We start from the raw sequence: 22,074 nt of genomic DNA on the forward strand, positions 1-22,074 counted from the left end.
CTGCTCGACGGTTGGGTGAATTTGGATTTCGCCCATATCCACAGTGCCCGCCCCGATGCGTTCCAGCAGCGCGATGCCGCCGCCGGTAGCCCCTTTGTGGTTGGTGGTGACGAACCCTTCCAGATCCGGACGGTATTTCACAACCATCTGGCTGTTGGCGCTGAAGCCGCCGGTTGCCACAATCACGCTTTTCGCTGCCACGGTGACGGTTTCGTTCTCTTCAGTGGTCAGACGTACGCCGGTCACTTCGCCGTTCTCGAAGAGAATGTCGCTGACGGAAGTATCCAGCATCACCTCGATGTTGCGTTTGTTGACGTTACGCACCAGGCCGCTGATCAGATAGCCCCCCACCGCAGAACCGTCTTTTGGACGGTGAGTACGGTCGATGCTCATCCCGCCAGTGGTAGTGATGTCGTTCAGCATAATGCCGCGCGTTGCCAGCCACTCAATCGCCTGTGGCGCGTTCTCGACAAAGCGGCGCAGCAGTTCCGGGTTGTTCTTGTTGCCGCCGCCTTTCAGGCTTTCCTGGTAGAACAGCTCTTTGCTGTCCTGAATGCCCTTCACGCGCTGGAAGCGGGTTTCGGCGGCATTCATACCGGCAGAGGCTTTAATGGTGTTCCCGCCGATGGTTGGCATTTTCTCGACAATCAGCACGCTCGCGCCTTCGTCGTGCGCCTGAATCGCCGCCGCCAGACCGGCGCCGCCGCTGCCGACAACCACCACATCCACGCTGCGGGTTTCGTTCGGGTCAACGCCCTCTTCCGCTGCCAGCGCCTTGCTGGACTTCAGCATCGCTTTCGAGACCGCTTTCTTCACCGCTTCACTCTGGCTGGTTGCGCCGGTGATGGCATCCACGTGCGGGGTATTAGCGTCCAGAATGCGGGAACGGATCTCTTCAAAGCTGGTGACGAACTCAACGTCTTCACTCGGGCCGGAGGCCAGCTCGATGTCCGCAATGCGGTCGGTTTCCAGGCTGACGTTAATCACCAGTTCGTTAGCGTCATCCTGCACTTTCTCAGCAAAGGTACCCGGTTTGAATTTGGATTCGCCCATGCTCATGTCGCGGATCATCGCTTCTACCAGCGAGAAGCGCCACAGCGGTTCAGGAATGCTCAACGCCTCGCGTTTGGTGCTGTCCATAAACAGCTCAAGGCTTTCGCCAGCCGCGATACGGTCTGTCCAGTCCGGATAAGCGATGGTGGCGCGGCCCACGGCAATCAGGTCGTAACCGTGGTCAAGCGCTTCATTCACGTCTGAAGCATTCACCACGCCGCCCACGCCCATGACCGGAACCTGCGCCAGCGTTTCAGAACGCATCGCGCAGTATTTTTCGATAAGCGGCGTCGGGTCCTGGGTGTCGACAATGGAAGGACGCAGGGTCGCGCCGACGGAGAAGTGCAGGTAGTCCACGCCGCGTGCCGCCAGCTTTTCCAGCAGGTACATGGTGTCGTCAAAGCGGATGCCCGGGATTTCCATCTCTTCAGGGGAGAAGCGGTAGCCAATAATAAACGCGTCGTCCGCGTACTGGCGCACCATCTTATGGGTGATATCCAGCACCGCCAGCGGGAACTTCGCGCGGTTATCGCGGCTGCCGCCCCACTCGTCATCGCGCTGGTTTGAATTCGGTGAGTAAAACTGCTGAATCAGATAGGTATTCGCCCCGTGGATTTCCACGCCGTCGAAACCGGCCTGGATGGCGCGGCGCACGGCCTCACCAAACTTGCCGATCATGCCTTCCACTTCTTCAGCGGTCAGAGCTACTGGCGTTGCGGCACCTTCACGCGGCGCAGCTACGGCGCTCGGGCCAACCGGGGTACGGCCACCAATCAGTTTCGGGTCAACCATGCGGCCGCCGTGGTAGATCTGCAGCAGCGCCTTAGAGCCTTTGGACTTAATGGCCTCTGCGATTTTCGCCAGCCCGGCAATTTTCTCGTCATTATCAATACCGATTGCGCCCGGGAAGGCAAGGCCGAGATCGTCGACGAAGCAGCACTCCACAATGATGGTGCCGATACTGCCGGAACGGGCACGATAGTACTCCACCAGTTCACTGGTAACGGTGCCGTCGTAATAGCCGGTACAGGTGGTCATAGGGGCCATTAACAAACGGTTTTTCAGTTCAGTACCATTCGGTAATGTGAAGGGGCTAAGAATGCGTTCGTTAGTGCTCATAATAGAAACTCCAAACTTTTAAAAATTAAGAATTCGTTATCGGATTGGTTTTTTAGTTCGTCGTTATTTGCCGATGTCATGATATTAATATAATGATTTTTTTAGTTTCTAAAGTTATTACGTTAGTTAAAAAACTATTTAATCCCTGCAATAACACAAATAACACATTGGTGTTAGCGGATGTAATTCAGTCATTCACAATAATTTAAAATTCGTTAAATAATCAATGGTAAAACCATTTCACCGAAACACATTAAAATCATTTAAAATCAATACAATAGAAAATAACAAAAGGTAAAAATGTTACAAGAATGATAAAATTTACTCATAAAATACGCAATACCCACATACGCCTGAGTGGTTATTAATAAAAGCATAAAAATAACGCTGCAATTCTGTTTTTTTGATCCCGATCAATAGTTATGGCATCCAAAAGCGCAATATAAAAACATCATCATTTTTTAATTTAGCGCCTCAATAAAAGCGTTAAATTGCTATTACTGAAAATACAAAACAGCATCTTTAATAACTAAAAAAAGCAAAGAAACTTAAGAAAGTGATTTTGTTTTTTCAGTACGACCGAATCTTTGACAACTTAAGACGTGAAACTATGAATACAAAAACTGCTGTAACGCCCCCTGTGGCGAACCAGGCATCAAATGGAAACGCAAAACGATTGCTGATGATGGCGTTACCCATCATCGTCGCCGTACTGCTGCTGTTTGTTCCGGTACCGGAAGGACTGCCTCCTTACGCATGGCACTACTTCGCCATCTTCGTCGGCGTGATCGTCGGTCTGATCTTCGAACCGCTGCCGGGCGCGGTGATCGGTCTGACCGGCGTGGTCGCCATTGCCCTGTGCAGCCAGTGGGTGCTGTTCAGCCCTGAGCAGCTGGCTGATCCGAAATTCAAGCTGGCAGGCGCCTCCTTTAAGTGGGCGGTGAGCGGGTTTGGTAACTCGACCGTCTGGCTGATTTTCGGTGCCTTCATGTTCGCCGCAGGCTATGACAAAACCCGCTTCGGCCGCCGTCTGGCGCTGATTCTGGTGAAATACCTTGGCCGTCGCAGCCTGACGCTCGGTTACGCGATTACGTTTGCTGACCTGCTGCTGGCACCGTTCACCCCATCCAACACCGCGCGCAGCGGCGGGACCATCTACCCGATTATCGCTAACCTGCCGCCGCTGTACGGTTCAAAACCGAACGACCCAAGCGCGCGTAAGATTGGTTCTTACCTGATGTGGGTGGCGATCACCGCGGCCTGTATCACCAGTTCAATGTTCCTCTCCGCCCTCGCGCCAAACCTGCTGGCTCTGGCACTGGTGAAAAGTACAGTTGGGATTGATATCTCCTGGGGCACCTGGTTCCTCGCCTTCCTGCCGCTGGGTATCCTGCTGATTCTGGCCATGCCGCTGCTGGCCTACTGGTTCTACCCACCAGAAGTGAAGGTGAACAACGAAGTGCCGCTGTGGGCGACCCGTGAGCTGGAAAAACTGGGCAAACTGTCCCGCAATGAAATCCTGCTGCTGGTGTTCGTGTGCTGCGCGCTGCTGATGTGGATCTTCGCCGCCGCGTGGATTGAACCCGCTATGGCTGCCCTGCTCATCGTCGGCCTGATGCTGTGGACCGGCGTGCTGGAGTGGAACGATATCACCGGTAACAAAGCCGCATGGAACACCTTCGTCTGGTTCGCGACCCTGGTTGCGCTGGCGGATGGCCTCTCCTCTACCGGCTTTATCAGCTGGTTAGGCAAAGAAGGCGGTCTGTTGATGAGCGGTATCTCTCCGGGCGTGGCGACCATCGTCCTGCTGCTGGCGTTCTACCTGCTGCACTACCTGTTTGCCAGCACCACCGCGCACACCACGGCGCTGCTGCCAGCGATGCTGACCATCGCCTCCATCATTCCGGGCATGAATATGGAAGTGTTTGTTCTGCTGATGGTGACCTCGCTGGGCGTGATGGGGATCATCACCCCGTACGGTACTGGCCCAAGCCCGATTTACTATGGTAGCGGCTACCTGCCAACCAAAGACTACTGGCGCCTCGGCACCATCTTCGGTGCCATCTTCCTGGCGGCCCTGCTGCTGATTGGTTATCCGTGGATGTCCATGATGTTCTGATTCCTGACCGCCGGACTTCTTCTCCGGCGGTTTTATTTTTGTGGAGCAATACGCTATGTCAAACAAACCCTTTATCTACCAGAACCCCTTCCCTCTTTCGCATGACGACACCGAATACTACCTGCTGACCAAAGAGCACGTCTCCGTTGCCGAGTTCGAAGGCCAGGAGATCCTGAAAGTGGAGCCCGAAGCGCTGACCCTGCTGGCGCAGCAGGCCTTCCACGATGCCGCATTTATGCTGCGTCCTTCCCACCAGAAGCAGGTTGCCGCCATCCTCAACGACCCGGAAGCCAGCCAGAACGACAAGTACGTTGCCCTGCAGTTCCTACGCAACTCCGAAATCGCGGCCAAGGGCGTGCTGCCGACCTGCCAGGATACCGGCACCGCTATCATCATGGGTAAAAAAGGGCAGCGCGTCTGGACCGGCGGCGGTGACGAAGCGGCCCTGAGCCAGGGCGTGTATAACACCTACATTGAAGATAACCTGCGCTACTCGCAGAATGCGGCGCTGGACATGTATAAAGAGGTCAATACCGGCACCAACCTGCCCGCGCAGATTGATCTCTACAGCGTGGACGGGGACGAATACAAATTCCTGTGCATGGCAAAAGGCGGCGGTTCTGCCAACAAAACCTATCTGTACCAGGAAACCAAAGCGCTGATCACCCCGGCAAAGCTGAAAAACTATCTGGTTGAGAAGATGCGCACTCTGGGAACTGCGGCCTGCCCGCCTTACCATATCGCGTTTGTGATTGGCGGTACGTCAGCGGAAAGCACGCTGAAAACCGTGAAGCTGGCCTCCACGCGCTACTACGACGCGCTGCCAACCGAAGGTAACGAACACGGCCAGGCATTCCGCGATGTTCAGCTCGAACAAGAGCTGCTCCAGGAAGCCCAGAACCTCGGCCTCGGCGCGCAGTTTGGCGGTAAATACTTCGCCCACGATATCCGCGTGATCCGCCTGCCGCGCCACGGCGCCTCCTGTCCGATCGGCATGGGCGTCTCCTGCTCCGCGGACCGCAACATCAAAGCGAAAATCAACCGCGATGGGATCTGGATTGAAAAACTGGAGCACAACCCGGGCCAGTACATTCCTGAATCACTGCGCCAGCAGGGTGAAGGCGACGTGGTGAGCATCAATCTGGACAAGCCGATGAATGAGATCCTGGCGCAGCTCTCCGCTCACCCGGTCTCTACCCGCCTGTCGCTGAACGGTACCATCATCGTGGCGCGCGACATCGCCCACGCGAAGCTGAAAGAGTTGCTGGATAACGGTGAGGAACTGCCGCAGTACGTCAAAGATCATCCGATCTACTACGCTGGCCCGGCCAAAACGCCGGAAGGCTACGCGTCTGGCTCACTCGGCCCGACCACGGCGGGACGTATGGACTCGTATGTGGACTTACTGCAGTCCCACGGCGCGAGCATGATCATGCTGGCGAAAGGCAACCGCAGCCAGCAGGTGACGGACGCCTGCCATAAGCACGGCGGCTTCTACCTGGGCAGCATCGGCGGCCCGGCGGCGGTGCTGGCGCAAAACAGCATTAAGAGCCTGGAGTGCGTCGCGTATCCTGAGCTGGGAATGGAGGCCATCTGGAAAATTGAAGTCGAGAACTTCCCGGCGTTTATCCTGGTGGATGACAAAGGCAACGATTTCTTCCAGCAGATCCAGAACCAGCAGTGTAAAGGCTGTTCACAGCGCTGAGATTTCCCATAATGCTGCCAGCAGCGACAGCGTATCGTTAATCAACTCGCGCTTGTCGCTGCCCTGTATGGAGAATAGTTTTCTTATTCTCCATACACGCCATACAAACGCTTTTTCTTCATTTTAGCCAGCCCGTTACATTTATGGTGGCTGACCCGTTTTGGTGTGATGTGATATCTTTCGGCCACCTGACTGACGTTTAGCCCCTGAGACAAGGCATTTAACACGAGATATTCCTGGCGAGTTAGCGCCGTTTTATTCCCTGATTTCGTTACCTCTCCATCTTTCCGATCGTGCCCGGAGAGGGACCTGAACTTATGCTCGACGCTCTTTATACCGCGAGCCGCATTAACCACTGAAAAAGACGCATAACAGTCCCGCGAAGGCATGCAAATGTATTTGTTATAGCAAAGCAAGACCCGCAGACGCCGGTTTAAGGTGGTCTTTAGATCCACCAGCGCGGTTAAAAGATCTAAAAACAAGAGCGTATTGTTGAAATAGTTATCGACATCAACAATCCAGCATCTTCCCGCATCAGCGTCTTTATGTTTATTGATATTTACGCCCACCTGCGCGGGCGTCCAGACAGTGCAGCTCTCTTGCTCGTCCTGGGTTAAAAGGGACATTATCCCTTGAGAAAAATAGCGGTTGTTTGTTACCACAACGATATTTAGTTTTTCCATATATGCTAACGCCGCAAACTATTTTCGAACTACGGTCTGATAGTCACGATAATTACCGTCATCAGTAATCACACGATAGGTTAAATTTATTCCCGGCAATAGGGGCTTATCAGGCGACACTGCCTGTTCCGTCCGTGGCGAAACCATAATATTGGTCAGCGACCTTTGCCCGGGTATCTCAACGTTGAGGCTGATATTCCAGGGCGTCGGGTTAGTAATGATTAACCGGGTATCCCGGGCCCTGAACTGGAGTGTCTGATACTGAAGCGCATCAGGGTCGCCAATGCCGGCAGGACGAATAAAGACTTTCATCCTTAAGCGTAACGGCAGAATTAACTTTTGCTTTTTCTGCCGGGTCAGGTCGCTCTCAGGCTGGAACTGAAAAATATTCAGCCAGAAGACGCTTTCCCGATCGTTCGGCAGCCCCTGACGTGCCGTAAGTAGCAAACGCAACGAACGAATTTCCTTCGGCAACATTTTGAAAACCGGAGGTGTAGCCACAATCGGCGTGCTGACCTTATCCGGCGGCACCAGCGGGTCGCCCATGTCTGTCCAGACCTGAATCATGGCTGGCGTTTCACCATCGTTAGAGAGATTCAGCGACTGGGCCATTTCGCCTGCGCTGAAAATCACGCGAGTCCGATCGACATTAACCACGCCGAATGCCTCACCAATGAGGCTCATCATCAGCAAGCCTGCCAGAGCAAGCCTACTGGAAATTAACAACGACTTGTAATTGCGCATTAACCGTACCCGGCGTCACAGTCTGCCCACTGAGGGCCTCTAATGATGCGGTAAAGTCACCGGTATAGGTGTTTACCTCCCCCGTCGACGTCAGGTTGGTAAGATCCTGATACGCGTACCAGCCGCGCGAGTTTCCCGTGCCGGTTGTGCTTCTGTCGGGTAACAAATTGATTGCCTTCCCGCTCCGGTTAAGGATTTTTATACCTACGCCAGAAGCCACGCCGCTGTTGCCGTAATGCGAATCCAGTAACCAGGTTAGCCCTCCACCGCTGGTTACCAGCCCCAGCGCCTGCGCAGCTCTGACAGCTACGGGCTGGTTGACCAAAAATCCCATGGCTACGTTTGCCTTGCTGGCCGTGGACGCGGCGGTACCGGAAACCGCACCTGACTCACACTCAAGGCTGACCGAGAATGGTGCCTGACTGTTACCACCGGCCTGCAACACCGCGGAGCTGCTGGTGGGTAAAAGCACAACGGCGGGATAGTCTTTAACCTGACACAGTGCGCCACGGACATAGCTCACGGCATTGTAGGTACTCCATGCACCGGGCCAGTTTGCATACCAGCCATAATAATAAGCCGCGCTATCCTGGCCCACCACGATGGAATTTGATGCCAGCCCAGGACCTTTAAAGGCAATATAACCTCGCGGTTGGGTATAGGCATCTTTATAGTAATTGCTGGCGTTAAGATAATAGGTAGTGGATGAAATCTTATACATTTCATACAGCACATTGCTGAATGCGCTGGCTGGAATGTAAATATAGGTTCCATCCTGATACCAGTCTGCCGAGGTGATTTGTCTTTGCTTCCAGTAGCGGCTGTAATATTCCCCGGTGCTGAGATTGGTCATTCTTACCGCGACGTTTTTTGCGACATCATAATACGCACCCTCAATTTCAGCGGAGGCATACATGCCGGTATAGGCGTTGTCACCGTTGGTGGCATACATTTCATATAAACTGCCGGCGTCAGACATGGAACAGCGAAATAGAATTTGCTTACTGGTATAGGTTTTATTGGTCGCTGCCGTTAAAAAATTGCCCACCGCGCTGGCAAGCAACGTCCCCGACGGCTGAAAGTTAGTGCCGCTGTTAATGTTGATTACCGCCGGCAGCCCAATATTGCCATGGCAGGTATCACAGGCACCCGTCCAGTCAGCGGCGGTATACCCTGCCGCGATGGCCATGCTGGAAAGTGATGACGTGCTGGTGACCCTGATGCAGTTTGCCCACGCGGGCTGGCTTATTAGCAAAAACAGCCCCAGTACCAGAAAATGTTTTAACCAGTCCTGCATTTTAATTCTCCTTTTCACATATCTGGCTCAGGTAAACCAACGGCTCTGCGTTTCGCCCGGTAATTTGATACGGCACACGGCAGTTCTGGTCGCGCTCTTTGCCCCATTTCACGCGCAATACGCCGGAGGCCTCCGGGACTCGGGCATAAATTTGGCCGCCCTGACCCACCATGCCAATCAATGTTCCCTCGGCATCCCGCACCTCCGCCCCCATTGGCGGTAGTTCCCCATCCCCGTTGTTGAGGGTGATGAGAACGGCTTTGCCTTTCAGCGTGGCAAAGTCCACCCGGACCACGGCCCCCGCATAGGGCACGACGCGCTGATTTCCACCTTTCAGTTCGGCATCCGCCATCATATTGCGCGAGTCCAGGCTGACGGTGTTGCTACGGTAAGGGGAAAGCGACGGTAGAATGGCGTAGCCGAACGCGTCAATAATTGCCCCCTGCCCGTTCTGTACACGCGCCCCCTGGGCGCCATCGGCGTGTACCAGTGCGAACGTGTCACTGGTATACGGCCCGAGCGTTAATCCTCCAGGATGTAGCACCAGTGTTCCGGATGCGCCGAGCCCTGCCTGCCGGTAGTTATCCCCCTGGTCATAGCTGGCTTGCACGAACCCCACGCGGGTATTTTCCTGAACGTTTCCGCCAAACGTCGTGGCGTTATCACCGCTCCCATTCCGATAACGTTCATATCCGCCGTATACGGAGTACGATCTGTCTCGACCGTCCCCTGCCGTGCCGGTTAACGATACGGTCGAGGATCGGCTGGCCCGCGACTGGTTGTAGTTGTATGCCGCCGATGCCAGGTTGTTGCCCCAGTCGAGAGGGATCGACACGTTGAAAGAGACAGTATTTTCGGTGTATTTCTCTTTTGAACTGTCATCAACCGGCTCGCGGGTGCTGGTATAAAAGCGTCCGTAGTCCCAGCTCGTCCGTTGTCTGGCAACGTTCACCCCGTAGCTAATTCGTCGCCACTGATTGCTGTAGCCCAGCTGCAGCTGGGTCATACGCGACTGATTGCTATAGTAATCCGCCGTGCTGGCACTCAGATTAAGTACCCCCCAGCTTCCCATCGGCTGGCTGACCGTCGCCGTCAGTCTATTGCGCTGATGCAGGGTGTCCGAATAGTACTCCGTACCGTTTTTCTGCTGGCGACGAACGCCCAGCACATCCTCCAGATCGCGATAACCGCTCGTCGAATAGCGGTATGCGGCAAGCACAAGGTTAGTGCCTGCCGTGAACGTCTTGCTGTAACTGATTTCTGCACGCCAGCCCTGTTGCCGCTCATCATTTTCAACCAGGGCATCAGACCAGGTGGCATTCAGACCAATGGCGCCGATATCTGTCGCCAGTACGCCTCCTACCAGAAAAGCCGTGTAATCCTTAGACACACGCAGGCCAAGGTTGCTGGTGACTTCATTACTCAGCCCTCGCTGTAACACACCTTCCATGAAGGTGTTTTCGATACTGTAGTACTGACGAACGCGTCCGAATGAGAGACCATATTGCCAGTTGCCCGGGCGCACGGAATCAGGCACAGCGGAATAAGGCACGGTAAAACGGGATGTTTTCCCGCTAGCCTCAATGACCTCAACCTCAAGATCCCCCTGGCTGCGGGTGTTATATAAGTCATTGATGACGAATGGTCCCGGTGGAACGTTGGTTTCATAAATGACATTATTTAGCTGCTTAATCACTACGTGCGCGCTGCTGGATGCCACGCCCCTCACTTCCGGAGCGTAGCCCCTCTTCCCCTGTGGCCACATGCGTTCATCGGTTGCCAGTTTCATCCCATTGAACGAGAGGCTGCCAAAGAGGCTGCCATCGGTATAGTTATCCCCCAGCGCCAGCACACTATCGATCGGTTCGATGGGACGTTGTACCCAGGTTCGAACGACGTTATAACTCGAATCGCTTCCGCTTATGCTGCTGTCCGCATAGCGCAGGTTTCCCTGGTGTCGAACCTGCCACAGTCCAAGGTTGGTTCCGGCATTGATACCGCTCCACAAATAGTGATAGCGATAGTGCGTATCCGTATTTTCCGTCCACGTGTAGCGGGTGTTATGCCGCAAAAAAATCGCCGCCATACCCGCGTCCCATTCACTGACCGGAATATAACCGCGAGGCATATGCTGGAGCGCCGTCATCGGGATAGCCAGTTGAAGGCGCAATGAAGCCTGGTCAAACTGCCAGGTAGCATGTTCCGCCCACTCACTCAAAAGGCGACACGCTGTCTCATTACTGTGGTTTGCTGCTTTCAGTTTTGCGGCCTGCATGAGCGATTTGCCCAGACAGGGTTCAGGATCCTGGCCGTCTGTTTTAGCGCGAAAAATGACCTTTTCTTCGCTTTTCACCAGCGTATTGTTGACATATACATCAACCAGATAGCGTCCGGGTGCGACCTGATGTCGGTTGAACTGCTCCAGATCCATGCCCCAGGACGAGCCCTGCAGCAGTGAAGAGTCAAAAACATATTCTTTCGCCTCCACCAGACCCGTGCAGTTCAATGAGATACACAGCGCCAGCAGATTGCGTCGAAACTCAGGGGTACGAGACAGGATATTGCCCATTGATCCGTGCTCCCTGATCGTTGACAAGCCAAACCCTCACCGTACCGTTTCCCGCGGTTTTGGTTTTCCAGTTGTTAAACCAAAACGTCTGACGATCGAAAGGCGCTACCGTATCAGCTGTGAGGGTATGCTTTTTCCCCCCCACCTCAGCCTCAATGAGGGTCAATGACGCATACCACGGCTGAGGGTTCTCTATCGAAATTCCATACCCCTTTTGCGCATCGAAAGTGGCGTTGACCCGCAGCCCATTCAGCTGATTTTTTGGGGAGCCAATGCCAGCAGGCCGGTAAATAACTTTTACCCGGGTACGCAGCATGACCAGCATTTTGTTCTGCCCTTTTTCACTCTCGAGATTTGAGGGTGGAACCTGGAGCGCATTAAACCAGTACAGGGATTCCCGATCCTGCGGTAAATCGCGCGCGCCTGTGTGGGTCACGCGGATAACTTGTCCCGCTTTCGCCTGAATTCGAAACACGGGTGGGGTCGTCAGAAAGGGGATTTTCGAGCCCTGAGCTGGCGTCGCGTTAATATCACCTTCGTCAAACCAGGTTTGAATCACGTAAGGAATGTCGTCATTGTTCTTGAGCTGCACGTCGACGGATAAGGCCCCGGCAGGATAAATAATCCGGCTACCCAGTATTGTGACGCTTGCGGATACGGTGTTTGTCAGCATCAGGACACATGGCAAATAAAGCAGGTACTGAGCGATACGCTTAAGATATGCGCTTATCATTATTAACAACTCCCGGGCCGAATGAACCTGGTGTGGCGAGACCCTGACTGCAATGAGCTGAGTGGAATATGCACGTTTGCATCCTGCAAAACGTGCACACGTTAGTTCCAGTGCGGCCTGTTACTGATAGGAAACGGCGTATTGCAACGTGGCCTCTACCGTACCCGCCGTCGCCGCTGCGTTGGCATAATACTGCGCGGTATAGGTCGCGGAGGCCTCCGTCTGGTTCGCTGCCAGCTTGAGGTCGCCATTACCGGTGAAACCATTGCTCAGGTTCACGACGGCGTTTGCGGTATCCAGGATCTGGACTTCAACGTTCTTCGCAGTACCGGTATTGCCGAGATTACCGTTAGACGTTACCTGGTTGCCGACAAACACCGTTGAGATTTTCGTTTCCCCACTGGCGTTACCCGTACAACCGCTGATCCCGATATCAAACGTGACCGGTCCCGCAGTATCACCGCTGGCGGCAAGATCAGAGGCGCTGACCGTTGGCAATAACACCACCGGAGAGGCACTGTTACCGTTTACGGCAACTGAACAGGTTTCATCCGTGACTTCCCCCTGGAACGTGATGGTGTTGTCAGACGCAGCAAAAGCCCCACCAGAGACCAAAGATGATCCCAGTACTAACGCAATAATATTTTTCTTGTTCATAACGCTTATTCCTGTTTTATCAATTAAACCGATAATGAAAACTTCCTTTTTTTACAGACAAACCGGTCATATAAAATTGAACGCCAAATAAAGGCGAACGCGTAAACCCTGCCCGGTAAGTTGCAGAAACAAATCTATACGAAAATTCTTACTGCAAAAACAATTAACTATTAAATCGCAAATCTTAAGATTATAATCCTGGAATTTAAGGATATTTAATATTGGATTAAGCTTTTTATATCGACCACATCATAATTGCAGTGATTACTTATGCGCCTGTGAGGGAGACGAAAAGGAATTATGCTTTTCGCAAGATGATGAGTGAGACAAGGCTGTTGACTGTCTGGGTGAAATAAACCGGTAATCCAGAAGGAAGGAGAAATTCCCGGTGAATACCGGGAAAATAAAAGGATAATGCACTCAGCGTGGTGGCAATAACCCCCAGCATATCTCTGCTTTGCCGTCACTCATTATGCCGCAGCGCATGAAGTAGAGACGCGAGAGATTGGAAGAATACGTTTTAAACGAACTGCTTTTGATGATCAGGACATACTCATTACTCTTACAGACGGGATTTAGCTTTATCGCAAAATCCATCACGCCTTTCTTTACGTCAGGATTGGTTATACTGTTCAGCGCCTGTTCAGACATCATGACCTTACAGGAGCCAGCATTTCCTATGTAAATCTCATTACGTTCCACGGGCTTACTGGCAAACCAGAATCCTGCAGCCCCGCCCAGCGCCATAACAGAGAAAAAAAGCACCAGCTGATTTAATATTCCTGTTTTCATAGTGCACCAGCATGATACTTCGCCCGTGCTGCGTTCGGCAATTTTGCCTTTTAGTAAACGCCCGTCGGCAATATAAGCGGTTTCGGTTTCAGAAGGGACATCCTCGATGACGTCAACCGACTCTGAGCATTTTTCGACATCAACCTGCTGATGCAGCATAAAGCCTATTTTTGGAACGGTAACAATCACCTCCTCATCCATGCCAAGGTTCTTCATAATCTTGCGTAACTTGCTTACGCACTGATTAAGATTATTGTTGCTGGAAACCATGCCATAGTCGTCCCAGACTTTCTTAAATATAACCTCCCTTTTTATTGCCTCTCCCTTATGGGCGATCAGCAACAATAAAAGTCGCTTTGTAGGATTCGAAATTTGAATCGACTCATCCTGAGAATCTTCGAGGCCCAACGTACACATATCTGAGTCAAAAATTATCTGCTTATTCATTATAAATTTCATATACATATACTCTTGTTAAGTAAGTTTTCCTCCGGGCGTGGGCATACGCGAAATGGCACCTGGTTGCGTTACCTTGTTTTGGTACGTGACGCAGATCATTTTTAATATTTTCATCTTGTGAAGTTTATTTTTTTTGCGAAGTCCAGGATACATTACACAATGCAGGCCACATAGTCAGAATTTTGCACTGTATCACAGGCAAAAAATCGCATCATTTACTTAAAAAGACAAAAATTTAATATTTTAATCTTGAAAATTAATAATAAATTTGAACCAACTTACCCAACTCTCTTTGACTAATCAGGAATAATCAGGATTATTAAATTAAGAAAGGGACTCATCTGAAATGCTCAATACATACTCAATACCGCCTGTCGGCACATATAAAAACATTAATAAACAACAAGTTAAATGAAATAATGGTTGCTTTGAAATGTAACATAAGTAACATTCAAGATGAGAAAAAACTGAAAACACAGAACAGAATTGATCTAAATCAAGTTTTAATGAGATTTAAGCTTAAAATTCACAACAAAAATACATTTCAGATAACTCAGTGCTCCCCCGCCTCAAAAAAGCTGTTGAAAAATCAGTCTGGTACACCCATATCATTCCGTTTTGCCTTCCTCCCTCGCCTGTATACCCACCAACATTACTCTATCTTTTAGCGTTTTAAGCTCGTGTGGTTAAGGCGATTAAAAACAGCGCACCTGTGCTTACATGGCCGGTTAAATATTTACAATTCATTCTGACTTTTTTAATTACATTAATTAGCAGACTGACCATCTTAACCAAAAAACTACATATGATGAACAGGGTATAAACACTCGCAGAAAAACATTAAGCGAGCCGATAAAAGCCCCAAAACCAGCACAAAAAACTATTTTTACGCCGATTGCAAAGTTTAATCCCATTAAATGGAGAGCGAGATATAGAATTAACCACCAATAAAATCACACACCAGCCTCGTCATGAAACGTTTTACAATTCGACTGCAACCCATAATGACACTCACTACCGGCCAACTTCATGGATATGAGGTACTGTCTGAGCCTCCCGCTGAGGTCAATATTGCAGAGTGGTTTGAACAGTGCTCTTCCGCCCAGCTTCTGCAGTTGAGAAAGTGGCAGCTCAACACCCTTGCAAGACAAAGAATCCCTGTAAAGCTCTTTGTTAACCTCACCACGACCATTCTCGCCAGCGAAGAGGGAGCCGCGGCGCTTCTGCAAGACCCTTTACCGGGGGTCATTGAACTTCAGGACCCAATGGCAATCGCCCGTCTTGACGCCTCCAGGCTCGCATTACTGGATGAGAATCTCCGGCGGCTTCAGCATGCCGGTATGGAGGTCTGGCTCGATGATTATCTCAGCGACTATGACAGTACGCTTGCCGATAGCGGGCTGGTGTTTGATGGGGTGAAACTCGACTGCGCTGCTTTCCAGCAATATCGCAACGATTGCGCGGGTTTAGCACAACTGATTGCTGAAGCACGGCGTTTCGGAACGGTGGTCCTTGCAGAAGGAGTTGAGAGTCAGAATGACGTCAGAACGGCATCGCTGGCGGGTGCCGATCTTGCTCAGGGGTTTTACTGGCCGGAGAAAAAAATCCATGCGGTGCAGGTCTCGTCTGTTCAAGCCGCCCGGGGCCCTATGCGCAATGTCACATAACCGTAAGAGTAAAATGCAGCCCTCCTGCAGTAACCGGTTAATTAAACAGATGTTAAGTTATTGTAAATAAAAACTATCCAGTTGCACCACTTAACATTGATGCATGTCACGCATCAGCTTATGTACAATTTGCGCTTATTAATTTTCCCTTCCTGATCCAGTTTTCAGAAACAGACGCGTAAAACGTCAACAATAAACTGGAGATAACCATGTTTTCCTCAACCTCACCTGCAACCGTACGTTCGAAGGCGGGCGCGATACTTCGCGTGACGTCCGGCAACTTTCTTGAGCAGTTCGATTTCTTTCTGTTCGGCTTCTATGCCACCTACATCGCCCACACGTTCTTCCCGGCGAGCAGTGAATTTGCGTCGCTGATGATGACCTTCGCCGTCTTCGGCGCGGGCTTTCTGATGCGTCCAATCGGCGCGATCGTGCTTGGCGCCTATATCGATAAGGTGGGGCGCAGAAAGGGATTGATTGTCACGCTGTCCATCATGGCGGCGGGGACGTTCCTGATTGTGCTTATTCCGTCTTATCAAAGCATCGGCCTGTGGGCGCCGCTGCTGGTGCTGACGGGGCGTCTGCTGCAGGGCTTTTCCGCCGGTGCCGAGCTTGGAGGCGTCTCAGTCTATCTGGCCGAAATCGCCACGCCGGGCCGCAAAGGGTTTTACACCAGTTGGCAGTCCGGTAGCCAGCAGGTCGCCATTATGGTCGCCGCGGCGATGGGCTTTGCCCTGAATGCCCTGATGGAGGAGAGCGCTATTCGCGAATGGGGCTGGCGCATCCCGTTCCTGTTCGGCTGTTTAATCGTGCCGTTTATCTTTTTCCTGCGCCGCAAGCTGGAGGAAACGGAAGAGTTCAGCGCGCGCCGCCATCATCTGGAGATGCGTCAGGTCTTTAAAACGCTGCTTGGCAACTGGCAGGTGGTGGTCGCGGGCATGCTGATGGTGGCGATGACCACCACCGCGTTCTATCTGATCACCGTCTACGCACCCACCTTTGGCAAAAAGGTGCTGATGCTGAGCGCCTCGGACAGCCTGCTGGTCACGCTGCTGGTGGCGATCTCTAACTTCATCTGGCTGCCGGTGGGCGGTGCCCTGTCGGACCGTTTCGGGCGCAAGCCGGTGCTGATTGCCATGACCCTGCTGGCGCTGGCGACCAGCTACCCGGCCCTGACGCTGCTGGCGAGCGCGCCCAGCTTCTCGATGATGCTGAGCGTGCTGCTGTGGCTCTCCTTCCTCTACGGCCTCTATAACGGCGCAATGATCCCGGCTCTGACGGAAATTATGCCGGCTGAAGTGCGCGTGGCGGGCTTCTCGCTGGCTTACAGCCTGGCAACGGCGGTCTTTGGCGGCTTTACCCCGGTCATGTCCACCGCGCTGATTGAATACACCGGTGACAAAGCCTCGCCGGGCTACTGGATGAGCTTCGCTGCGGTATGTGCCCTGCTGGCAACGCTCTACCTCTACCGCCGCCGCGCGGTATCGCTGCAAAACACCGTCAAGTCAGAGGGGGCAGTATGAAACGCACTTATCGCTATACCGCCAGCGCGCTGGCGCTGACGTTCCTGAGCGTCAATGCCTTTGCCCAGGACGTGAAGGTGATGATCTCAGGCGGTTTTAAAGCCGCCCTTGAAAAGCTGGCCCCGGAATATGAACACCGGACCGGGGATAAAATTGTGATCATCCCCGGCCCCTCAATGGGCAATACGCCGCAGGCGATCCCAAACCGACTGGCGCGCGGCGAGAAGGCCGACGTGGTGATTATGGTGGGCGATGCGCTGGAGAAGCTCGAAAAAGCCGGCCAGACCCAGCCGGGTTCGCGAACGGAACTCGCGGATTCTCCCGTTGGCATGGTGGTAAAAAAAGGAGCGAAAGTACCGGATATCAGCAGCGACGCGAAACTGCGTGAAACGCTGCTGCAGGCCAGCTCCATCGCCTACTCTGACAGCGCCAGCGGCAGGTACGTCAGCCAGGCATTATTCAAAAAGTTGGGAATAGAAAAAGAGGTGGCGGGTAAAGCGACAAAGGTCGAGCGTATTCCGGTCGCCTCAGAAGTGGCGAAAGGAAAATACGCCGTGGGCTTCCAGCAGGTCAGCGAACTGCTGCCGGTTCAGGGCGTCACCTTTGTCGGCAAAATCCCTGATAGTCTGCAATACATCACGCGCTTCGCGGGCGCGGTTACCCGCCATGCAGAACATCCCGAGGAGGGGAAAGCGCTGTTGACCTATCTTGCCTCACCGCCCTCAAGGGCCGTCATCACGGAGACGGGGATGATCCCCGTTACGTCCGGCGATACTGCTCGGTGATCTGCTTTTCCAGTTCAGCCGCAATGTAAGACTGGATGCGCCCCCGGCGCCGGATAAGCCCCACGGTGCGTTTCACTTCCGGCGCCATCAGCGGCAGATGCGTCAACAGCGTGTGCTCTGAGGTCGGCATTGACATGGCGGGAACGGCAGCGATGCCGATCCCCGCCTCAACCATACCGAGCATCGTGGTAACGTGACGTGTTTCGCAGACGCTGGGCCGCTCGGGAACTATATCCCCCAGCATCCGATCGAGCAGATTGCGGTTGCCTGACGTTTTATCGAGGGAGATATAATCCTGCTGGTAAAACGTCTTCCACGTCAGGTGACTCTTCTGCGCCAGAGGATGATCCTTTCTGCACGCCGCGACGTAGACATCCTCCACCAGCGGGAAAAATTCGATTTCAGACGGCAGGTTTCCTGCAAAGCAGATACCAAAATCCGCCTGGCTGCGGGCCACGGCGTCAATCACATTGCCCGCGCTGCTGTCGATGAGCTTAATGCGAACACGCGGATAGCGAGACTGAAAACGCCGGATCACGTCAGGCATAAAGTAACAGGCCGCGGAAGGGACCGTGGCAACCGAGATCAGCCCCGTCCGCTCTTCGCTGGCCTTATCGACATCCGCGAGCATTGACTCAACGCTGTCGAGCAGCTGCGCGGAGCGCTCGGCAAAGTTTTGTCCGTAGAGCGTCAGCGCCACGCGGCGGGTGGTGCGATCGAACAGCCTGTTTCCCAGCGCGGCTTCCAGCTTTTCAATCCTGCGGCTCAGCGCCGACTGGGATAAACAGATAGATTCAGCGGCGACACGGAAGTTACCGTATTCCACTAACGCTCTGAAAGCATAAAGATCGTTAAGGTCAAAATTCACGGGCATAGCGTCTGGATGTCCTGTCAGGGAATACGCAACAAAGTCAAAAATAATAGCGTCTTATTGACCTGCCGCAACCGCCCAGGCGTTGAAATACCGCTCAGAGGTCGTTGAGATGCAGGCGGACGTACCCGGCGCGGTCTGCAATGGACTGCCGATCCTCTTCCGTCATGTCCGCTAGCTGTTTAAAGACAATGCCCAGGCGGGGATTGTTACCGAGACGCGCCTTATTGCGCGCAAAGAAGTCCCAGTAAAGGGCATTGAAGGGGCAGGCCTGCTCTCCGGTACGCTGGTTGTGTTGATACCGGCACCCCTGACAGTAATTACTCATCTTATGAATATATGACGCGCTCGAGACGTAGGGTTTACTCGCGAGTAACCCGCCATCGCCAAACTGGCTCATGCCGAGGGTGTTGGGCAGCTCCACCCATTCAAAGGCATCAATATAGACTCCCAGATACCATTCATGGACCGCCTGCGGCGACAGGCCGCTGAGCAGGCTAAAGTTGCCAATGACCATCAGGCGCTGGATATGGTGGGCGTAAGCCTCGGTGAGCGACTGCCCAACGGCATGCGCCAGGCAGCGCATCTGCGTCTTGCCCGTCCAGAACCAGTCCGGCAGCGGGGCATGCTGATCTAAGGCATTAAGCTCCCGATAGCCCGGCATCTGCGACCAGTAGATCCCGCGCACATACTCCCGCCAGCCGAGAATTTGTCGGATAAACCCTTCTACGGCAGGCAGCGGCGCGTGGCCCGAACGCCACGCCTGCTGGGCGGCCGCGACCACTTCCCGCGGATTCAGCATTTTAGCGTTCAGCGCAAATGAAATTAACGAGTGGAAAAGAAAAGGTTTCTCCGCGTGCATCGCGTCCTGCCAGTTTCCAAACTGCGGGAGCACGTGCGTGATAAAATCATCCAGCCTGGCTTTGGCTTCCGCACGGTTGAGCGGCCAGCGAAAATTGTCGGCCTGCGGTTCGCCGAAGGTCTTTACGCCGCAGCGTTGGATCTCAGCCCATAAGGCGGAACGATCGTGGCAGGGACGCGCGTCCACCGGCGCGGGAGGCTCGCCGGACCAGCGCTTGCGGTTTTCAGCATCGAAATTCCATTTCCCCCCTTCCGGCTCGCCTGCTGAGGTCAGCAGTACGCCGTGCTGACGACGCATTTCCCGGTAAAAGTACTCCATTCGCCAGCTTTTGCGTGACGCAAAGAACGCGCTAACCTGTTCCCGAGTGGTGAAAAAATGCTCGCTGCTGACGCAGGCCGTTTCAACGGAGACCGTTTTCGCCCACGCCTGCAGCTGCGTATCAAGACGCCATTCGTCGGGCTCCTGCCATGTCACTCTGCCAGCGCCGTAATGCGCGACAAGCGCGTTGAGATTGTCTTCCAGCGCGCCGCGGTTTGAGCTGTCAGAAAGTCGGACATACCTCACCCGATGCCCCTTCTCCTTTAATGCAGAGGCAAACGCGCGCATGGCGGCGAAGATAGCGATAACTTTCTGGGCGTGATGAAGCACATAGGCGGTTTCGGCCCGGAGTTCCAGCATCACGTAAATGATGTTCGGACTGGAGGTATCAAACCAGCTGTGATGCGGATTAAGCTGATCGCCCAGGATCAGACGCAGCTCGGTCAACGGTGGCTCCTGCGGCAACGCTCAGAACAGTATTTAACCTCATTCCAGCATTTCGCCCATTTCTTGCGCCACGTCATGGGCCGCTGGCAGTGCACACACAGTCGACTGGGCAGGTCCTGCTTGTTACCTTTGAAATCGCTCATCTTTTCAATACCGCACTGATTAATTCACCCCACCTGCGGATAAAGGCCACGACAGACTTCACAAAATGAAGGTGATGCCCGCAAACCGCTACCCACCGCTACGTACGAAATGATAGTTTATTCAGGCTGGATTTGTCGCAGTGAGCGATTTTCTGGCATCTTAACCGAACCTGACTTTCCCATTTTTGTTCAAGTGACGAGTTTGCGAGCAAAGCGATGATAAAGTGGCCCTGGAAAACGAATGAGGCTGGCCGGGATGTGGCGCTGCCATGGGATGACGCGCTGACGATCCCTGTTCTGGCTAATCTAAACCCGGATGAACAATCGAAACTGGTTCAACTGGCGGATCGTTTTTTGCAGCAAAAACGCCTGGTGCCACTGCAGGGGTTTGAACTCGATCCTCTGAAAAACGCCCGCATCGCCCTGCTGTTCTGTCTGCCGGTGCTTGCACTCGGCATTGAGTGGCTGGACGGTTTCCACGAAGTGCTTATCTATCCCGCGCCGTTCGTGGTGGATGACGAATGGCAGGACGACATCGGGCTGGTGCATAACCAGCGCGTGGTGCAGTCCGGACAAAGCTGGCAGCAAGGGCCGATAATCCTCAACTGGCTCGATATTCAGGACTCGTTCGACGCCTCCGGTTTTAATCTGATTATCCATGAGGTGGCGCACAAGCTGGATACCCGCAACGGCGATCGCGCCAGCGGCGTTCCGCTGATCCCGCTTCGCGAGGTCGCGGGATGGGAGCACGACCTCCACGCGGCGATGGATAACATTCAGGATGAAATAGACCTTGTGGGCGAGAGCGCGGCCAGCATTGACGCCTATGCGGCAACCGACCCCGCTGAGTGCTTTGCGGTGCTCTCCGAGTATTTCTTCAGCGCACCAGAGCTTTTCGCACCCCGTTTCCCGGCCCTGTGGCAACGTTTCTGCCAGTTTTATCAGCAGGATCCGCTCCAGCGCCTGCGGCAGAATGAGGCGTCTGGCGGGCATTCCTCCCGCCAGGTTCATTAAGCTTTTTCAACAGGGGTCCGCTCGGTTGACCGTACCCCTATGCTCAGGGCTAAAAACAGCACCGCCATTCCCCATGCGGCCACCGTTAAAGACTGCTCCCCGTAAAAACGCGTCACCACAGGCACCAGCAGCGCGCTGACGCCGTAGCCTAACGTGTGGCTGGTGGCGATGACGCCCGCGCCTTTCCCCGTCGTCAGCCGATCGTTCAGCAGAAGCTGGTAGCCCGGCGTGGCCATCGCCGCCCCGAGTGACGTGATAACAATCCCTACGTAGAACAACGCTAAACCGGAGACAGACATCAGCCCAAGCCCGGCCACCATCAGCACCGCCGCGATACAGAGCAACGTCACCGGGCTGAAATGCTGCGGGCGGACCACCAGAAACTGTGCCGCGAGCGTGGCCAGCGCGGCCAGGCTCAGCAGGAGCGCGACATGATGGCTGATCTCCCGGGCGTTACCGTCCAGCAACGGGCTAAGATGCGGTGACAGGCCAATCTGCATCAGGCTCACCAGCG

Annotated in this window: 17 protein-coding genes and 1 pseudogene; 6 read left to right on the top strand and 12 right to left on the bottom strand. The window is 53.6% G+C overall.

Going from position 1 to position 22,074, the window contains the following annotated elements; translation table 11 throughout:
• A partial coding sequence (locus DOU50_RS05780; RefSeq protein WP_148769005.1) for an NADH-dependent flavin oxidoreductase occupies positions 1-2,172 on the bottom strand: 2,172 nt, incomplete at its 3' end.
• A gap of 610 nt (positions 2,173-2,782) precedes the next feature.
• Between DOU50_RS05780 and DOU50_RS05785 the strand changes: the two genes are divergently transcribed.
• Together DOU50_RS05785 and fumA are read left to right on the top strand one after the other, a co-directional pair.
• Positions 2,783-4,291: an anion permease gene (locus DOU50_RS05785; protein WP_148769006.1), complete on the top strand. Its 1,509-nt coding sequence runs from the start codon at positions 2,783-2,785 to the stop codon at positions 4,289-4,291.
• Between the two features lie 55 nt (positions 4,292-4,346).
• Positions 4,347-5,996, top strand: coding sequence for a class I fumarate hydratase FumA (gene fumA, locus DOU50_RS05790; protein WP_048990634.1), 1,650 nt, complete (start codon positions 4,347-4,349; stop codon positions 5,994-5,996).
• An 83-nt stretch (positions 5,997-6,079) separates the two neighbouring features.
• Here fumA and DOU50_RS05795 read toward each other — a convergent pair whose 3' ends face one another.
• The 7 genes from DOU50_RS05795 to DOU50_RS05825 form a co-directional block, all read right to left on the bottom strand.
• The gene (locus tag DOU50_RS05795) at positions 6,080-6,679 is read right to left on the bottom strand and encodes a LuxR C-terminal-related transcriptional regulator (protein WP_080690935.1); all 600 of its coding nucleotides are present in this window, start codon (positions 6,677-6,679) and stop codon (positions 6,080-6,082) included.
• Positions 6,680-6,697: 18 nt separating this feature from the next.
• On the bottom strand, positions 6,698-7,423 hold the full coding sequence (locus tag DOU50_RS05800) for a fimbrial assembly chaperone (protein WP_148769007.1): 726 nt from the start codon (positions 7,421-7,423) through the stop codon (positions 6,698-6,700).
• Positions 7,389-8,720 (bottom strand): fimbrial usher protein StbD, encoded by a 1,332-nt coding sequence (stbD, locus tag DOU50_RS05805; protein ID WP_148769008.1) that lies wholly within the window; start codon positions 8,718-8,720, stop codon positions 7,389-7,391. Before stbD ends, DOU50_RS05800 begins: the two co-directional genes overlap by 35 nt.
• Before the next feature lies 1 nt (position 8,721).
• Positions 8,722-11,277: a fimbrial outer membrane usher protein gene (locus tag DOU50_RS05810; RefSeq protein WP_416202940.1), complete on the bottom strand. Its 2,556-nt coding sequence runs from the start codon at positions 11,275-11,277 to the stop codon at positions 8,722-8,724.
• Complete coding sequence (locus DOU50_RS05815; protein WP_228117507.1) at positions 11,261-11,962, bottom strand: fimbria/pilus periplasmic chaperone; 702 nt, start codon at positions 11,960-11,962, stop codon at positions 11,261-11,263. The genes DOU50_RS05810 and DOU50_RS05815 overlap by 17 nt, the downstream gene beginning before the upstream one ends.
• A 180-nt stretch (positions 11,963-12,142) precedes the next feature.
• Positions 12,143-12,679, bottom strand: coding sequence for a fimbrial protein (locus tag DOU50_RS05820; protein ID WP_024909755.1), 537 nt, complete (start codon positions 12,677-12,679; stop codon positions 12,143-12,145).
• A gap of 420 nt (positions 12,680-13,099) precedes the next feature.
• On the bottom strand, positions 13,100-13,918 hold the full coding sequence (locus tag DOU50_RS05825; RefSeq protein WP_194266128.1) for a winged helix-turn-helix domain-containing protein: 819 nt from the start codon (positions 13,916-13,918) through the stop codon (positions 13,100-13,102).
• Between the two features lie 983 nt (positions 13,919-14,901).
• On the opposite strand from DOU50_RS05825, the gene DOU50_RS05830 reads away from it, so the two are divergent.
• The 3 genes from DOU50_RS05830 to DOU50_RS05840 all read left to right on the top strand — a co-directional run bounded on the left by DOU50_RS05830 (position 14,902) and on the right by DOU50_RS05840 (position 17,905).
• Positions 14,902-15,597 carry an EAL domain-containing protein gene (locus tag DOU50_RS05830; RefSeq protein WP_148769011.1) on the top strand — a complete coding sequence of 232 codons (696 nt, stop codon included), beginning with the start codon at positions 14,902-14,904 and terminating at the stop codon, positions 15,595-15,597.
• Between the two features lie 209 nt (positions 15,598-15,806).
• Positions 15,807-17,120 (top strand): MFS transporter, encoded by a 1,314-nt coding sequence (locus DOU50_RS05835; protein WP_048990635.1) that lies wholly within the window; start codon positions 15,807-15,809, stop codon positions 17,118-17,120.
• Positions 17,117-17,905 carry a substrate-binding domain-containing protein gene (locus tag DOU50_RS05840; RefSeq protein ID WP_148769012.1) on the top strand — a complete coding sequence of 263 codons (789 nt, stop codon included), beginning with the start codon at positions 17,117-17,119 and terminating at the stop codon, positions 17,903-17,905. The genes DOU50_RS05835 and DOU50_RS05840 overlap by 4 nt, the downstream gene beginning before the upstream one ends.
• Here the strand turns inward: DOU50_RS05840 and DOU50_RS05845 are convergent.
• From DOU50_RS05845 to DOU50_RS05855, 3 genes are all read right to left on the bottom strand, one after another.
• A complete protein-coding gene (locus DOU50_RS05845) occupies positions 17,880-18,779 on the bottom strand; it encodes a LysR family transcriptional regulator (protein ID WP_148769013.1) in 900 nt (299 codons plus the stop codon). The genes DOU50_RS05840 and DOU50_RS05845 overlap by 26 nt on opposite strands.
• A 94-nt stretch (positions 18,780-18,873) precedes the next feature.
• The gene (locus tag DOU50_RS05850) at positions 18,874-20,403 is read right to left on the bottom strand and encodes a cryptochrome/photolyase family protein (RefSeq protein WP_148769014.1); all 1,530 of its coding nucleotides are present in this window, start codon (positions 20,401-20,403) and stop codon (positions 18,874-18,876) included.
• The gene (locus tag DOU50_RS05855; protein ID WP_071530926.1) at positions 20,400-20,546 is read right to left on the bottom strand and encodes a DUF2256 domain-containing protein; all 147 of its coding nucleotides are present in this window, start codon (positions 20,544-20,546) and stop codon (positions 20,400-20,402) included. Before DOU50_RS05855 ends, DOU50_RS05850 begins: the two co-directional genes overlap by 4 nt.
• Before the next feature lie 216 nt (positions 20,547-20,762).
• Here DOU50_RS05855 and mtfA point away from each other — a divergent pair, with 216 nt between their 5' ends.
• Positions 20,763-21,560 carry a DgsA anti-repressor MtfA gene (mtfA, locus tag DOU50_RS05860; RefSeq protein WP_048029376.1) on the top strand — a complete coding sequence of 266 codons (798 nt, stop codon included), beginning with the start codon at positions 20,763-20,765 and terminating at the stop codon, positions 21,558-21,560.
• Here mtfA and DOU50_RS05865 read toward each other — a convergent pair.
• Positions 21,557-22,074 (bottom strand): annotated as a pseudogene (locus DOU50_RS05865) (MFS transporter); the annotation flags it as partial. The gene mtfA and the pseudogene DOU50_RS05865 sit on opposite strands and share 4 nt — an antisense overlap.

Source organism: Enterobacter sp. C6 (assembly GCF_008122455.1).
Lineage (GTDB): Bacteria > Pseudomonadota > Gammaproteobacteria > Enterobacterales > Enterobacteriaceae > Enterobacter > Enterobacter pseudoroggenkampii.

Bases quoted from the DNA above. Each gene is read 5' to 3' on its own strand.
- DOU50_RS05785 (WP_148769006.1), top strand. From the start codon at position 2,783: ATGAATACAAAAACTGCTGTAACGCCCCCTGTGGCGAACCAGGCATCA.
- fumA (WP_048990634.1), top strand. From the start codon at position 4,347: ATGTCAAACAAACCCTTTATCTACCAGAACCCCTTCCCTCTTTCGCAT.
- DOU50_RS05795 (WP_080690935.1), bottom strand. From the start codon at position 6,679: ATGGAAAAACTAAATATCGTTGTGGTAACAAACAACCGCTATTTTTCT.
- DOU50_RS05800 (WP_148769007.1), bottom strand. From the start codon at position 7,423: ATGCGCAATTACAAGTCGTTGTTAATTTCCAGTAGGCTTGCTCTGGCA.
- stbD (WP_148769008.1), bottom strand. From the start codon at position 8,720: ATGCAGGACTGGTTAAAACATTTTCTGGTACTGGGGCTGTTTTTGCTA.
- DOU50_RS05815 (WP_228117507.1), bottom strand. From the start codon at position 11,962: ATGCTGACAAACACCGTATCCGCAAGCGTCACAATACTGGGTAGCCGG.
- DOU50_RS05820 (WP_024909755.1), bottom strand. From the start codon at position 12,679: ATGAACAAGAAAAATATTATTGCGTTAGTACTGGGATCATCTTTGGTC.
- DOU50_RS05825 (WP_194266128.1), bottom strand. From the start codon at position 13,918: ATGAATAAGCAGATAATTTTTGACTCAGATATGTGTACGTTGGGCCTC.
- DOU50_RS05830 (WP_148769011.1), top strand. From the start codon at position 14,902: ATGAAACGTTTTACAATTCGACTGCAACCCATAATGACACTCACTACC.
- DOU50_RS05835 (WP_048990635.1), top strand. From the start codon at position 15,807: ATGTTTTCCTCAACCTCACCTGCAACCGTACGTTCGAAGGCGGGCGCG.
- DOU50_RS05840 (WP_148769012.1), top strand. From the start codon at position 17,117: ATGAAACGCACTTATCGCTATACCGCCAGCGCGCTGGCGCTGACGTTC.
- DOU50_RS05845 (WP_148769013.1), bottom strand. From the start codon at position 18,779: ATGCCCGTGAATTTTGACCTTAACGATCTTTATGCTTTCAGAGCGTTA.
- DOU50_RS05855 (WP_071530926.1), bottom strand. From the start codon at position 20,546: ATGAGCGATTTCAAAGGTAACAAGCAGGACCTGCCCAGTCGACTGTGT.
- mtfA (WP_048029376.1), top strand. From the start codon at position 20,763: ATGATAAAGTGGCCCTGGAAAACGAATGAGGCTGGCCGGGATGTGGCG.